This is a genomic window from Nostoc sp. (assembly GCF_036917465.1).
Taxonomy (GTDB): Bacteria; Cyanobacteriota; Cyanobacteriia; order Cyanobacteriales; family Nostocaceae; genus Nostoc.
The window spans coordinates 46,095-60,148 of sequence record NZ_JBALDL010000031.1 but is presented as its reverse complement, the minus strand read 5'-3'; the positions used below and the strand labels follow the sequence as shown (position 1 = coordinate 60,148).

The following is a 14,054-nucleotide window of genomic DNA, read 5'->3' as shown; positions in this document are numbered from 1 at the left end:
AAGTCGTAGCGATCGCCTGTTTTTCTTCCTCCCCTTGTTCACACATCCTTAATTTCATCAAATCCATCCTCGATTACGCGAACGGTGAGTAATAAATAGTTCTTTTAAAACTGGTGCAAGAAGATTTTAGGCTAATTGTTGATTTAGTTTTAGTTTTGGGTGTTGCAGCTTGTGGCGGACTGCTGGCGGCACTTTTAAAGCAACCTGTGCTGCTAGGCTATCTCATCGGCGGGATGATTATCGGGCCAGCCGGACTGGGATTAATTAAAGAAGTTATTCAAGTAGAGACTCTGGCACAGTTCGGTGTCGCCTTTTTGTTATTCGCCTTGGGCGTGGAATTTTCCTTTGCGGAACTCAAAAAGGTAAAAGCGATCGCGCTTGGTGGAGGTGGACTCCAAATTGCTTTGACGATTTTGGTAACAGTTGTAGTGTGTGGTTTAAGCGGGGCTTGGGGAACCTTACCCGCTAAGGGGATGTTTTTGGGGTGTATTCTGTCCTTGTCTTCCACAGCAGTTGTCCTCAAGTGCTTGATGGAACGCAATGAAACAGAAACCCCTCACGGACAAGTGATGCTAGGGATTTTGGTAGTACAGGACTTGGCACTAGGGCTAATGTTAGCAGTCTTACCAGCCCTCAACCAACCAGCAGAAACTATTGGCATCGCCGTGCTGACAGCGCTACTGTGGATTGGTTTATTTGCTGCTGGTGCAGTAGCTGCGGGGATGTGGCTAATACCGCCTTTGTTGCGACTCTTAGCCAGTACCGAAAGCCGAGAACTATTTTTATTAGGGGTTGTAGCTCTCTGTTTGGGCATTGCCCTGTTGACAGAGCATTTGGGGCTATCGATTGAAATGGGGGCATTTGTCGCGGGTTTGATGATTTCTGAGGTGGAGTACGCCGATCAAACCCTGACTTATGTGGAACCTCTGCGAGATATCTTTGCGAGTTTATTTTTTGCCGCCATTGGGATGTTAATTGACCCAGTGTTTTTGTGGAACAACCTAGAATTAATTTTAGGGCTGGTGGCGCTAGTTTTCATAGGTAAATTTTTGATTATCACCCCCCTAGTGAAACTATTCCACTACCCCTTAAAAACAGCCATAATCGTCGGTTTGGGACTGGCGCAAATTGGGGAATTCTCCTTTGTTCTGGCTAGTGAGGGGCAATCTTTAGGGCTGGTGTCCCGACAAATATACTTATTAATTTTGGGAACCACCGCAGTTACTCTGATGCTGACTCCCTTTGTATTGCGGTTAGTGCCATTTTTATTTAGCTTTGCCGAATCGATGCCTTGGCTAAAACCGTACTTAGAAGAACAAGAAGCGCGGGATGTATCAGATGATTTGCCCTTTAAAGACCATGTAGTAGTCTGCGGTTATGGGCGAGTTGGCAAAAATTTGGTGAAGTTGTTGTTGCAACACAACCTACCTGTGGTGGTAATTGACCAATCAGAAAGTAGAATTCAGCAGTTACGTGAGGCTGGGGTGTCTTATGTGTATGGCAATTGTGTAAGTTTACATGTTCTAGAAACCGCCGGGGTAAATCATGCTAAAGGAATGGCGATCGCACTCCCTGACCCAATGAGTACCCGTCTTTGCTTAAAACGCGCCTTAGAATTGCGCCCAGAATTAGATTTGGTTGTCCGTGCTACCCAGGATAAAAATATTGAGGTGTTGTATCAATTGGGAGCTAAAGAAGTTGTGCAACCAGAGTTTGAAGCTAGCTTAGAAATGGCAACTCATTTATTAACTAGCTTAGGCTTGTTGTCGCCAGCTGTCGTCCAACTGGAAATGCAGCAAATCCGCAACGATCATTATTTAGATTTTCGCCCAGAGCGTTCTGCTACTGAAGTTGCTCGTGATTTGCGCCAAGCAACTCAGGATCTAAATCAGCGCTGGTATCCTCTCCCAGATGATTCGCCCTTAATTGGCATGAGCATAGAAGAAGCAGATATGCGCTACTTAACAGGAGCGAGTTTGATGGCAATTCGCCGCGCTAACGGCGATGAAATCGATTATCCCAAGAATCAAACCAAATTGGAAGATGGCGATCGCCTTTTAGTAGTGGGAGCAGATGAAGAACTAGCAGCTTTAGCAGAATTCGCTAAAGGACAAGCTGCTGTTCCTGGAGAAAATAGTGCTTGCCAGTGGGTTACAGTCAATGCAGATGCGCCAACACTAGGAAAAACCCTTGCAGATTTAGATAGCAAGCAATTTGGAGTACAGATACAGGCGATCCGGCGAGATGGTAAATTTATCCGCTATCCTGATGGTGGCATGGATTTGCGAGTCGGCGACCAAGTATTATTATGTGGTAGCTTGACAGGTTTGAGTGAACTAGAACAGTTATTTGCGATCGCCAGTTCAGTACCCCTTTCTCTTCCAGTGCTGAAAGCTGCTGAGGCAGAAGCGCTCAAAGAATTTCTACCTATGGATAATGTTTTTGATTAGTTAAGCTAAACCACATCTAGTTTGCATATCTAAAATTTTTATAACTCTTGTGGGATGGGCAAGATGAGCGCCCTAATTATGCGATTTAAATGTGGAACAGCTTATAACTCCTCACTCCTAACTTGTTTTTGGCTTGATATATGCGATCGCATGTTTCCAAATGATGGTTTGCTGACTGTTTTCATCAGCAATACAGATACAGTGTGGATCTTGCCATAAAACCTTTCCTATGAGTACATCACCAGTCAGCAACTTTAATTCCACTGGCGTTGTTTCTTTAATCAGGTTTTGGACTTGTCTAATACTCGGTAAAGTGGTGTCAAATTCGGTAAGCATTTTTAGTAAAGATGAACCTACAAGGCAAAATAAAGAGTAACTAATCCTTGATAATTCATCCTTGAAGAAATGGCAATCGAATTTACTAAGTATCATGGTCTAGGCAACGACTTTATTCTGATTGACAATCGCTCGTCATCTGTGCCTGTAGTGACTCCAGAGCAAGCCATCAAGTTATGCGATCGCCATTTTGGTATCGGTGCTGATGGTGTCATTTTTGCCCTCCCTGGAGAAAACGGCACTGACTACACCATGCGAATTTTTAATTGTGATGGTTCAGAACCGGAAATGTGTGGTAATGGCATTCGCTGTTTAGCTGGCTTTTTAGCAGATTTAGAAGGCGAATCGCGGAATAAAGATTCATATCGCATTCATACTTTGGGTGGTGTCATGACTCCCCAACTCTTATCTAATGGTCAAGTTAAAGTAGACATGGGTTTACCCAGATTACTAGCTGGCGAAATTCCGACTAATCTTGCACCCGCCCAAGAAAAAGTAATTTCTCTGCCGTTGGAGGTGGCGGGACAAACTTGGAAAGTCACCTGTGTAAATATGGGAAATCCTCACTGCATCACTTTTGTAGAAGATGTAGCAGCAATTGAGCTAGAAACCATCGGCCCGAAATTTGAACATCACCCAACTTTTCCCCAACGCATAAATACCGAATTTATGCAAGTGGTGCGCCGTGACTATTTGAAAATGCGGGTATGGGAACGGGGTGCTGGGATTACATTAGCTTGTGGGACAGGTGCTTGTGCTTCCTTGGTGGCTGGAGTGTTAACTGGGAAATGCGATCGCACTGCCACTATAGAATTACCAGGTGGCCCGTTACAAATTGAATGGTCAGAAATCGACCAACGGGTTTACATGACAGGCCCGGCTGAAAAAGTATTCACGGGTAAACTGTAACTAACTCATTACTCATTACTCATCGGGTAAACTGTAACTAACTGAGCCATTCTAGTAGGGTGCGTTATGGATGTTAGTTCTAACGCACCCAACCCAAAATCTAAATGGTGCGTTAGCCTTTGGCATAACACACCCTACAAAACTTCATTTTCTTCTGACGATTTTATGGGGAGATTAACACTAGATTTAATCGATTCTTGATTAGAAATTCCTAGATATATACCCCCTAAAATTAAAACCAAACCTAGCAAGTTAAAAATACTCAATTTTTCCCCGAAAAGTATCCAAGCAAGAATCGCAACAATCACTGGATTGAGTAGCAAGAGTAAAGAGATGAATCCTGAAGAAAAAGTTTTCAGGCTGTAGACAATTAGCCCATGACCCAAGGCTTCGCAAATAGCAGCTAGAGCAAATATTACTAACCATCCCGACAAAGAAACTGGGAAAACTTGTTTTTCAAAGATTAGTACTACTGGAATCATCAATGAAGTTGCGATCGCACAGCGCCACAGAAGGATAGTAATAATTGAAAACTTATTGCGGATCTGCTCGATCAGTAAAAAGTTTGCTGCATAAAATATCGATGAGAAGAGGGCAACAGCATCACCTGTAAAATTATTATTAGAGCGTAATAAATCTTCAAATCCAACTGCGATCGCACCGAGCATGGCTAATATTAAACCGATGATAAATTTGCGCCCAAAAATTTGATTAAAAAATAGCCATCCCCCTAATGTAGTAAATAGCGGATTGAGGCTACCTAACACATTAGCATTAGCAGCGCCAGTCTGAGTTAGCGCCCAAGTCCAAGATAATCTACCTAATACATGAACTAAACCTACTGCTATTAATAAAATTATCTCTTTGATTGGATAACGCTGCTGTGGTAATACAGGTTCATCATCTTTGATCTGAGTCCATGCTTGATTAATTCCGCTCCCTAATCCAAAGATAATAGTTGCTATCCATAAGCGATTAAATAAGATAGTAATAGCGCTCATTTCGTTGACAGCAATTTTAATGAATATTGCTGTTGAAGATAAAGCTAATAATGCAATTATTACTATTATTATTGGTAAGATATTTAAAAATTTTTGAGATTTCTCTTCTGTTAGGTTTAATTGATTTTCTACCATTTATTTTATATTTATTAAACGAACCGCCAAGTTGCCAAGGGAGAAGAATCAATTATTAAGTGCAAGTTTGTTATTACTCAGATAGTAGTGCCATAGAAGTCTTGCAGCTACCGCCCGCCACGGTCGCCAGTGCTGTGTCATTGCTTCTAGTTGTGCTGGTGTTGGACGTGTTGCCAGGTTTTTGAGTTTTTGTAGAGCGATCGCGATCGCTAAATCGCCTTTAGGAAAGACATCAGGACGTTGCAGCGCCATCAGCAAATAAATATCAACTGTCCAGTCTCCTATCCCTTTAAGACGCTTTAACTCAGTTCTGATAGTCATTTCGTCCATTGTTTCCAGCTTGCTGAGGTCAAGCTGACCAGTTGCGATCGCATCCGCCAAACCACGACAGTATAGAATCTTTTGGCGACTGAATCCAATCCCTTTCAATTGAACATCATCCAGTGTCAGAAAGTTTTCTGGTGTCAGAGTTACAACAACCGCACATAATCGATTAAATATAGCTTTTGCAGCTGCTAAAGAAACTTGCTGTTCTAGAATGATGCACAACAGCGTTGCAAAACCTGGTTCTCTTTGCCACATAGGTGGAGGCCCCAGTGTTTCTAAAATTCCAGCCAAATCGCTGTCTAGATTGGCAAGCACCATTAAACCACGAGTGAGACTTTCTTCAGTCAGCGATTCTAGTTGTGGTGTTTGAGTCATAAAACCTCGCGGGATGTGGGAAACTCAGACACTTTAGTGCTGAGAGGGAAACGGCTCGTGCGGTAATAAAGGCAGTCAGGATTAATTGCACTGGATGAGTTATAATACTGTCATGACTCAACCCATCTCTGTTAAATGCAAGCTGATAGTACTCCCTAACTTTTGTGGCGATATTGACCGCACGATGGAAGGGTTTGCCGATGCTTGCAATCAGATATTGGAAGTAGCTAAACGTGAAAATTGCTGGAATACTACCAAGCTTCACCATTTGGTTTATAAGCCAGTGCGTGAAGTGACTGGATTGAAAGCTAACCATGTTTGTCAAGCTATCCGTCGAGTTATTGGTAACGCTAAAGCTGTTAAGCAAATCCACAAGTTTAGACCCACCTCTATCAGCTTGGATGTTCGCACCTTTGTTTATAAGGAAGAAAGCCAATCGGTAGGTGTGACTTTGATATGTGGACGGGTTCAGTTTAAATTGTCTATTGGTGGATATCAAATTGCACTGCTGAGGGGACAAAGCCCAACGAGTGCAACATTGAATAGAACTAAGCAGGGACAATATTTTATCAACTTCGTTGTGGATATCCCGACTCAACCCAGTGGTAAAACTCCAAGAGTGATTGGCGTTGACCTGGGGAGACGCGATATCGCCACCACATCCACAGGTAAGTCGTGGAACGGTAAACAGATTCAATCCGTTCGTGACCGATACAGTCAGGTTAGAGCTAACGTTCAATCCAAACCTCTTAAAGAGCTTCATCTTGTTTAACTCCTCTAAAATTCATTTTTTGAATTAGCTGAGAAATTTCTATTTGACGCTCAATCTTTCTATCAACTCCCCATCCAAGTTTGTTTTTCTTTAAACTACCTATCTCTTGCAATAACAATGCTTGAGGTTTTTTTAGCTTCAAGTATGGAATAATTTTTTCTAGCATCGAATTAAGTTGCTGACCACTACATTCGTAACGATGTAGATGTTACCAAGTTGGTTGGTTAATCCTGCTCTGTCCTGTTATTGACCCAACACCTGTAACTTCCCGCGCCCATTGAATTACCGTTTCATCGCACATGGAGACAATCAACTTGTAATTAACGACAACTGAATTACGTGATTTTCCGACGCTTGCTGTCAAGCAGCCATCTCCATCAATTAGCCCAGCAATGTATGCAGCATCAGCAACACTTAAATCATTGCACTGCTTTAAATCAGTTCTTCCTCTTAACTCTCTCTCGTTATTTTTTAAGAACGATCGCATAGAAGGTTCAGTCACGCCATATTCTTGAGATAATTCTTTTACTGAACTGCCGTCATCAAACCTTGCAAGAATTTCATCTTTATTAGGATGAAGCTTATTGGGTGTTGCCATTCCTTTAAGCCAATGTTCAATACAAATGTTGTAGCAGTGAACGTTAACTTTACTCGGTCGTCTAGGCGACTTTTGAGAAGGCTTTCTGGGAGAGAACAAAAGTTTCAAGAATGGTTGAATCACAATATCAGTAAGCAACTTGTTCAAGATGCGAAGCGAATAAACGCGGCGTTGGCTTTTGAAGATTTGACTAATATTCGACAGTCCTTGAATCAATTGCCACGAGGAAAGACTGAGCGCCGTAGAACCAATAATTGGGCGTTCTATCAACTGCGTTTGTTTGTTGGGTATAAGGCAAATATCGCTGGGGTAAAAGTGGTATTTGTCCCACCTGCCTATACTAGTCAAACTTGTTCCCGATGCCATCACGTCCACCCAATCAAGGGCAAATCGTATCGCAACGGAAAAGTTTTCAAGTGTGGACATTGTGGATTTGAACATGATGCTGATATAAACGGGGCGTTGAATATTGCTGCTTTGGGGTTGTCTGTAAGCCAGCCCGAAAGTCCGGGGATTGCTTGTCAATTAGAGGGACAATTGTCTCTATCGACCGACAGGCGAAATCTGGGCTGAAGCTCAGTGTCTTTAGACCTGAGTTGCTTACCTTTGAGTAATTTCGATTCTTGTATAAGCAGTTTTTGTTTGCGCTCAATTCCCCAGCGATAACCACCAACACTGCCATCACTCCGCAGCACTCGATGACACGGTACAATCAACGCGATCGGATTAGCTCCACAAGCATTTCCCACGGCGCGGACTGCGTGCGGCTTGGCAATATCACGGGCAATATCAGTATAGGTGCGGGTTTCGCTATAGGGAATTTTTTGTAATGCTTGCCAAACCTGTTTCTGAAATGCTGTCCCACGGACATCAAGTGGTAAATCAAGATGTGTTTTCTCTCCCGCAATCAAGCCGAGAATTGCTTGTATCCATTCTTTGTATATGTCGTCATCACGCATAATCTGCGCTTGGTGAAATTCCTGATTTAAAATGTGTTCCAGCTTATCTGCTTCATCACCTAGTTTAACGGCACAGATCCCCTTATCTGTTGTTGCCACCAGTAAATATCCTAGCGAACATGGAGCGATCGCATAAACAATGCTGATTGTCTTTCCAGCTTGCTGATAAGTTTTTGGTGTCATTCCCAGTTGTTTAGGCGCTTTCTCATACAATTGACTACTTGAACCATACCCCGTATCATAAACTGCATCAGCAATTTCCTCTCCTTCTTGTAAACGCTGTTTCAATCGTTGGCTACGCTGCGCATCTGCATATTGAAAAGGAGATACACCAATTATTTGCGTAAATACTTTTTGCAGATAACTGGGACTCATTTCCACCTGAGAGCATAATTCCGAGAGGGTTGGGATGTGGTCAACTTGTGCGTCAATATATCGACATACTGCTAAAACTTTTGCTTTGGCTGGATTTGGAACTGTTTCAGATTGTGGCTGACAGCGCTTACAAGGTCGAAAACCTGCAATTTCAGCCTCTTGTGCGGACTGGAAAAAACAAATTTGATTGCGATTTGGTCTGCGACTAGGGCAAATCGGTCGGCAATAAATCCCTGTAGAGCGAACACCATAGAAAAGCTTACCGTCAATTGTTGAGTCTCGATTGAGAACTGCTTTCCAAAGAATTTCTTCCAAAAATTGTGTCTGTTGTAATTCCATTCATGCCTCCTTGGATGTATTGCACAATATCCCCACTTTGGAGTGCCCGTTATTAGTTTTTGCCTTTAAGTAAAACTAGATTAAATGTATCGATAAACTACTTTCTATCTGATTGTTGCGATCAAAGTTGATTATCTCAGTTTTTTAATGTACCAACTCGCTGAACGGGTGTTCACTGCTACAGCAAATCGGGAACCTTAAATTAGGTCAACACAGGGGAATCAAAGGATTTACCTAGCTTATTTTGCCGACTCCAAGCTGTGAATTGATACGTTAAATCAGCATTACGGTCACTAGTACAACACGGCGTAAATAAGCCACCCATTTAAAATCGCTATAAATCTTACAAAATCAGCGTTTTTTCTTTTTACTTTTGCCTTGTTGTACTAGTACTACTCCCTGTTGGTGGCATAATAATTAATTCCCCTGAAGCTGTCCGCTCAAACTTTAAGGCTCGATTATTTTGACAAAGCTGAAAAAATTGCTCGTCAGTCAAGTCGATGTTTAATTGGAGGGTAGGAGGTAAACTGACGGTGATAGTATTTATATTATCAGTTTAAGTGGAAGCTATATATCTATTTTAGTAGTCTGTCAAGTCAACTCTGCTAAGTAAATAAACTTGTAATAAAGACTCAACTCCTTAACTGATTCGCTCTTTGACATCTTTGACAACTTGTTCACCCGATTGGGTGAATGCGATCGCAGCATCCAGAACTACTCTGAAAGTAGAGGCACTTTTTCTGCTGTTAGTGATAACGCTGACAGTCATAAAACTCTTAAAATGACTATGATTGCCTTAAATATTATGCCAATTGCTTATATATCAAAGGGTCTAAGAGTGGATGAAATTGTAAAATCACCCCATAAGCCAGATGTCCAACCAGAGAATATCACTCTGCTGGAAACAATTGCTGCCAATTTACCGGGGATAATTTTCCAAATTCTGCAACGGCAAGATGGTTCTGTGTTTATCCCTTATATTAGTTCTGGTTGTGAATATTTGTATGAATTAAAACCAGAAGCTTTACAGGCAGACTTTCAGGTGATATACAACCTAATTCATCCACAAGATATAAAAGCTTTTGCAGAATCTATTACTCTTTGTAGTACTACTTTTAAACCTTGGCATTGGGAAGGTCGGATTATTACGCCTAGTGGCAAACTTAAGTGGATTCAAGGTAGTTCGCAACCAGAACGACAACCAGAAGGCGATTTTCTTTGGAATGGCTTAATTTTAGACATTACAGACCGAAAACAAGCCGAAGAAAAATTACTTGAGAGTGAGGCACGCTATAAAGCAATTTTAGATGCTATCCCCGACTTGATGTTTCGCATCAGTCACGATGGCGAGTATCTAGATTTGAAAAGTGAGAATGCAAATGTCATTCTTTCGAGAGAAGAAATAGTTGGGAAACATGTGCAAGAGTTATTGCCTAGTGATGTTGCAGCCATTAGCCTAGAAGCGATGCCTACGGCGGGCTACGCCTACGCAAAAACTTTAGATTCTGGAACTTTCCAAACTTGCGAATATCAACTACCAACGCCTTTGGGAGTCAGAGATTATGAGGCGCGGTTGGTAGTGAGTGGTGAAGATGAGGTACTAGCAATTGTGCGAGATATCACAGAACGCAAACAAGCAGAAATCGCCTTACAAAATCTGTCCCAGAAATTTGCAAAAGCTTTTAGTTGCAGCCCCGATTCAATTACCATCAGCACGCTGCATGAAGGGCGCTTTATCGAAGTTAACGACAGTTTTGTAGAACTTTCCGGTTATGGGCGAGATGAAGCGATTGGTAAAACTTCCTTTGAGTTAAATCTTTGGGTAGACGATCGCGATCGCTTAAATTTGTTACAAGAGTTGCAAACTACAGGAGTTGTTCGCAACTTGGAATGTAAATTTCGGCAAAAGTCTAGCAAGATAATTACAACGCTGCTTTCAGCCGAAGTTATTGATTTGGATGGTATTCCTTGTATTTTAGCCGTCCATCATGACATTACAGAACGCAAACAGGTAGAAGCACAATTCCTTCTTTCAGCACAACGCGATCGCTTGTTGGCAGAAACCTTAGTGAGAATTCGATCTTCCCTTAACCTAGAGGAAATTCTGCAAATCACCGTGACTGAAGTCAGACAATTTCTGCAAACAGATCGAGTTTTTATTGCTTTAAATAATGCCAAATTAGGAGTCAGAACTCTTGCCGAATCAGTAGATCCCAAGTATCCATCAGTCTTAGGTTGGTCTACTAATGATGAAGCTTATTTACAAGAATTAAGAAACTTATTAAAAAATAATCTTGTGCGTGTGGTTGAAGACATTACACAAATAGCAGTATCTGCCAAAGTTAAAGCACACTATCAAAAATTTCAAACTAAGGCTAGCTTGGCAGTACCAATTATGCTAGACAATGAATTATTTGGGGCGTTAATTGCCAATCAATGCTCAGGTTCGCGTGATTGGCAGCCAATAGAAATTGATTTGTTACAGCAGATGTCAGAACCAGTAGCGATCGCCATTCAGCAAAGCCAGATATGCCAAAAACTTGCAGAACTTAACACTAATTTAGAACACCAAGTAGAAGAACGAACAGCACAGTTGCAGCAGAAAATGCAAGAAGTTGAAACATTGCATCGCGTCAAAGATGTTGTTTTGCACACAGTTGCCCACGATTTACGAACTTCAGTCATGGGTAACTTAATGGTGTTAAAGAATTTATTAAATCAGGGAATGGGGACTGGGGACTGGGGACTAGCGACTGGGAATCAAGAAAAAAGGGCACAAGGAAAAATTATTGCAGAAGTCTCTCCTCAATCTCCAATCCCCAATTCCCAATTCCCAATTCCCAATTCCCAATCCCCAATTTTAGTACCTCGCTCAATAATCGAGCGCATGATTCAAGGCAACGATCGCCAACTCGCAATGATTAACTCATTGTTAGAAATTAATTCTGGTGAAAAGTCGGGTATGGATCTCAAACCCGAACATGTAGACTTCAGCATCCTACTGCAAACGATTCTTGCCCAGTTGCAACCCCTGCTGACACAAAATCAAGCAACTTTGAAGAATTTGGTTCCCGCCCATTTACCGTTAGTGATGGTAGATGCAAGTCGGTTGGATAAATTTTTGGCACATTTATTAACACATAGCTTGTATAATAATCCACCAGGATTAAATTTTATTCTGAGTGCCACCGTTGAGGGCAGAATGCTTCACACTCAGATTCAAGATGATGGTGTGGTAATGAGTAAAGTAGAATGCGATCGCCTTTTCGATCTCCATGTCCGCGATCCTCAAGACTGTTGTTCTACAAGCATTGGCTTAAAAATGTATCTTTGTCGCAAATTTATTCAGTCACATGGCGGCGAAATCGGTGTTATTAGTAACCGCAAGCGCGGGTTAACTTTCTGGTTTACATTACCTTTAGCAACTTCATCCGCAACAAATCGCCCATAAATCACCAAAAAATGAGAGGGTGTTATTTATAGCAATATTGAGTAAGGAAACACCCTCAAGTTATGGGCATTGCTCGGATGCTAATGGCTACTCAATTTACAACAGTGCAAAGGTGGTGGAGACAAACCTTTTCTGCACCGACGAGAGATGAAACTACTACTCTTTACAGAGTTTGGCGTAACCGTTTTTTGTGGCAGAGATTGCGTTTATGGTTATGGCTGGCGCTGATTTGTTTGCTGTCTTTTACTTTCCGAGACATTTACGGCTTGTTTTTCCCATTCCAAGAGTTGCAGCAGTTGCCAGAAGTACTTAGAACTCAACGCCTTGTAATCAATATTGCAATGCTGCTGAGTATACTAATCTGTTTTGCCTTACATAAAACTAAATTAGGTCGTCATCGTCCAGATTTATTATTTTTAGGGTCTTCTTGGGCTATTAGTCTAGCATCGCAGTTGTTTGCCACCCTCAGAGGTTTTGCACTACCCGATCCGATTGGTTGGTCACTTCTGTTCTTGAGCCAAGCTGTATTAATGCCAGTCTGCTGGATTGTTCACTTGCTATCACAAGTGGGTGTACTACTTTACTATTTCAGTGTAAATACTCTACTTGGGCTAAAGACACCAGTCCCTGAACACCCAGAAATATATAGCGTCACATTTATTTTATACATTTTTTGGTTTTGTGCTATATGCGACATTGGTGTTTATCTATACGATCGCCTACAACGTTCTGAGTTTTACGCCCGTAAAGAACTGGAATCTGCCTATCAAAAACTCAAAGTTGCAGAAACTAAATATCGCACCATTTTTGAAAACTCTGTTGAAGGTATTTTTCAAAGCAGTCCCGATGGACATTACATTACAGCAAATCCTGCTTTAGCACGCATTTATGGCTACTCCTTAGCGGAGGAGGTGACAGCAAATTCCACTGATATTGAACAATTGTACGTCGATCCGAACCGCCGCGCAGAATTTGTCCGCCTGATGGAAAAGTATGGCAGCATTGCCGAGTTTGAATCTCAAATTTATCGCCGAGACGGAAGCATTGTCTGGATTTCGGAAAAAGCCTACGCAGTCCGTGACGAACATCTTAAACTCCTTTATTACGAAGGTTTGATTGAAGATATTACGCAGCGCAAACAAACTGAAGCAGAACTACGAGTATTTTTTCATGCAGTTTCTCACGACTTACGCAACCCAGTGCTGGGTACTTTAATGGTGCTGAGAAACTTGCTTAACAGTGAGGGATCTGGGGCTGGGGACTGGGGACTGGGGACTGGAAATCAAGGACAAGGGGGAATTATTGAAGAAGTCTCTTCCCAATCCCCAATCCCTGTTTCCCGCTCAATTTTAGAGCGGATGATTCAAAGTAGCGATCGCCAACTAAGCTTAATTAATTCGTTGATGGAAGCTCATGTCAGCGAAATTCAAGGTGTGGTTTTGCAATGTCAGCCTGTACAATTACTGACGGTTGTGGAAGCTGCGATCGCTGATTTAGAGCCATTGCTAGAGCAAAATCAAGCCAAGCTAACAAATCTAGTGTCCGCAGACTTGCCATTAGTGAATGCAGATAGCACGCAACTATGGCGAGTTTTTTCTAACTTAATTGTCAATGCTCTGAAACATAATGCTCCTGGTTTGTTCTTGACAATTAACGCTATTTGTGAAAATGAGATGATTTATTGTACTGTTAGTGATAATGGGGTAGGCATTAGTCAACAACAAAGCGATCGGCTTTTTGACCTTTACTTTCGGGGGGCAAATATCCGCAATTCTGTAAGTTTGGGATTGGGCTTGTATTTATGTAAGCAAATCATCAATGCTCACGGGGGCGAAATTGGTGTCAATAGTGCATTAGATGCAGGGGCAACTTTCTGGTTTACATTACCTATTAACTAGTACAAGAAGGCGAAAGAAAGAAGGCTTATTTTGTGGCGTTATTTTAGATGGTTAGTTTAATTTTATCTTTTCTTCGGGAAAGCAGCTAAATAATTCGTAATAGAGCCTCCGGCACGCTCCGCGTTAAGC

13 protein-coding genes and 1 pseudogene are annotated in these 14,054 nt (G+C 41.8%); 6 read left to right on the top strand and 8 right to left on the bottom strand.

Annotation, left to right across the window (positions count from 1 at the left end; translation table 11 throughout):
* Nucleotides 1–113 precede the first annotated feature (113 nt).
* A complete protein-coding gene (locus V7K38_RS06670) occupies nt 114–2,450 on the top strand; it encodes a cation:proton antiporter (protein WP_334856417.1) in 2,337 nt (778 codons plus the stop codon).
* A gap of 117 nt (nt 2,451–2,567) precedes the next feature.
* Here V7K38_RS06670 and V7K38_RS06665 read toward each other — a convergent pair whose 3' ends face one another.
* Nucleotides 2,568–2,786, bottom strand: coding sequence for an Hfq-related RNA-binding protein (locus V7K38_RS06665; RefSeq protein ID WP_334856415.1), 219 nt, complete (start codon nt 2,784–2,786; stop codon nt 2,568–2,570).
* A gap of 69 nt (nt 2,787–2,855) precedes the next feature.
* On the opposite strand from V7K38_RS06665, the gene dapF reads away from it, so the two are divergent.
* Entirely contained in the window at nt 2,856–3,695 is an 840-nt protein-coding gene (gene dapF, locus V7K38_RS06660) for a diaminopimelate epimerase (RefSeq protein ID WP_334856413.1), read from the top strand.
* A gap of 134 nt (nt 3,696–3,829) precedes the next feature.
* Here the strand turns inward: dapF and V7K38_RS06655 are convergent, their stop codons facing one another.
* Complete coding sequence (locus V7K38_RS06655) at nt 3,830–4,831, bottom strand: DMT family transporter (RefSeq protein ID WP_334856411.1); 1,002 nt, start codon at nt 4,829–4,831, stop codon at nt 3,830–3,832.
* A 48-nt stretch (nt 4,832–4,879) separates the two neighbouring features.
* On the bottom strand, nt 4,880–5,533 hold the full coding sequence (locus V7K38_RS06650) for a DNA-3-methyladenine glycosylase family protein (protein WP_334856409.1): 654 nt from the start codon (nt 5,531–5,533) through the stop codon (nt 4,880–4,882).
* Nucleotides 5,534–5,627: 94 nt separating this feature from the next.
* Here V7K38_RS06650 and V7K38_RS06645 point away from each other — a divergent pair, with 94 nt between their 5' ends.
* On the top strand, nt 5,628–6,305 hold the full coding sequence (locus tag V7K38_RS06645) for a hypothetical protein (RefSeq protein WP_334856408.1): 678 nt from the start codon (nt 5,628–5,630) through the stop codon (nt 6,303–6,305).
* Here V7K38_RS06645 and V7K38_RS06640 read toward each other — a convergent pair.
* Nucleotides 6,283–6,471, bottom strand: a complete 189-nt coding sequence (locus tag V7K38_RS06640; protein WP_334856407.1) for a hypothetical protein — start codon at nt 6,469–6,471, stop codon at nt 6,283–6,285. The genes V7K38_RS06645 and V7K38_RS06640 overlap by 23 nt on opposite strands.
* A 42-nt stretch (nt 6,472–6,513) precedes the next feature.
* Complete coding sequence (locus V7K38_RS06635; RefSeq protein WP_334856405.1) at nt 6,514–6,903, bottom strand: hypothetical protein; 390 nt, start codon at nt 6,901–6,903, stop codon at nt 6,514–6,516.
* Here V7K38_RS06635 and V7K38_RS06630 point away from each other — a divergent pair.
* Entirely contained in the window at nt 6,880–7,476 is a 597-nt protein-coding gene (locus tag V7K38_RS06630) for an RNA-guided endonuclease InsQ/TnpB family protein (RefSeq protein WP_334856404.1), read from the top strand. The two genes, V7K38_RS06635 and V7K38_RS06630, sit on opposite strands and share 24 nt — an antisense overlap.
* Here the strand turns inward: V7K38_RS06630 and ada are convergent.
* The 3 genes and pseudogenes from ada to V7K38_RS06615 form a co-directional block, all read right to left on the bottom strand.
* Nucleotides 7,425–8,576: a bifunctional DNA-binding transcriptional regulator/O6-methylguanine-DNA methyltransferase Ada gene (gene ada, locus V7K38_RS06625; RefSeq protein WP_334856403.1), complete on the bottom strand. Its 1,152-nt coding sequence runs from the start codon at nt 8,574–8,576 to the stop codon at nt 7,425–7,427. The two genes, V7K38_RS06630 and ada, sit on opposite strands and share 52 nt — an antisense overlap.
* 388 nt (nt 8,577–8,964) lie before the next feature.
* Nucleotides 8,965–9,123 (bottom strand): annotated as a pseudogene (locus tag V7K38_RS29610) (Uma2 family endonuclease); the annotation flags it as partial.
* 93 nt (nt 9,124–9,216) lie between these two features.
* Complete coding sequence (locus tag V7K38_RS06615; protein WP_334856402.1) at nt 9,217–9,345, bottom strand: hypothetical protein; 129 nt, start codon at nt 9,343–9,345, stop codon at nt 9,217–9,219.
* Nucleotides 9,346–9,357: 12 nt separating this feature from the next.
* Here V7K38_RS06615 and V7K38_RS06610 point away from each other — a divergent pair, with 12 nt between their 5' ends.
* Both V7K38_RS06610 and V7K38_RS06605 read left to right on the top strand, forming a co-directional pair.
* A complete protein-coding gene (locus V7K38_RS06610) occupies nt 9,358–12,027 on the top strand; it encodes a sensor histidine kinase (RefSeq protein ID WP_334856401.1) in 2,670 nt (889 codons plus the stop codon).
* Nucleotides 12,028–12,089: 62 nt separating this feature from the next.
* Nucleotides 12,090–13,925, top strand: coding sequence for a PAS domain-containing sensor histidine kinase (locus V7K38_RS06605; RefSeq protein WP_442940753.1), 1,836 nt, complete (start codon nt 12,090–12,092; stop codon nt 13,923–13,925).
* The last annotated feature ends 129 nt before the right edge of the window (nt 13,926–14,054 follow it).

Coding starts and splice junctions, on each gene's coding strand:
- V7K38_RS06665 (WP_334856415.1), bottom strand. CDS start 2,786: ATGCTTACCGAATTTGACACCACTTTACCGAGTATTAGACAAGTCCAA.
- dapF (WP_334856413.1), top strand. CDS start 2,856: ATGGCAATCGAATTTACTAAGTATCATGGTCTAGGCAACGACTTTATT.
- V7K38_RS06655 (WP_334856411.1), bottom strand. CDS start 4,831: ATGGTAGAAAATCAATTAAACCTAACAGAAGAGAAATCTCAAAAATTT.
- V7K38_RS06650 (WP_334856409.1), bottom strand. CDS start 5,533: ATGACTCAAACACCACAACTAGAATCGCTGACTGAAGAAAGTCTCACT.
- V7K38_RS06645 (WP_334856408.1), top strand. CDS start 5,628: ATGAGTTATAATACTGTCATGACTCAACCCATCTCTGTTAAATGCAAG.
- V7K38_RS06640 (WP_334856407.1), bottom strand. CDS start 6,471: ATGCTAGAAAAAATTATTCCATACTTGAAGCTAAAAAAACCTCAAGCA.
- V7K38_RS06630 (WP_334856404.1), top strand. CDS start 6,880: ATGAAGCTTATTGGGTGTTGCCATTCCTTTAAGCCAATGTTCAATACA.
- V7K38_RS06635 (WP_334856405.1), bottom strand. CDS start 6,903: ATGGCAACACCCAATAAGCTTCATCCTAATAAAGATGAAATTCTTGCA.
- ada (WP_334856403.1), bottom strand. CDS start 8,576: ATGGAATTACAACAGACACAATTTTTGGAAGAAATTCTTTGGAAAGCA.
- V7K38_RS06615 (WP_334856402.1), bottom strand. CDS start 9,345: ATGACTGTCAGCGTTATCACTAACAGCAGAAAAAGTGCCTCTACTTTC.
- V7K38_RS06610 (WP_334856401.1), top strand. CDS start 9,358: ATGACTATGATTGCCTTAAATATTATGCCAATTGCTTATATATCAAAG.
- V7K38_RS06605 (WP_442940753.1), top strand. CDS start 12,090: ATGGGCATTGCTCGGATGCTAATGGCTACTCAATTTACAACAGTGCAA.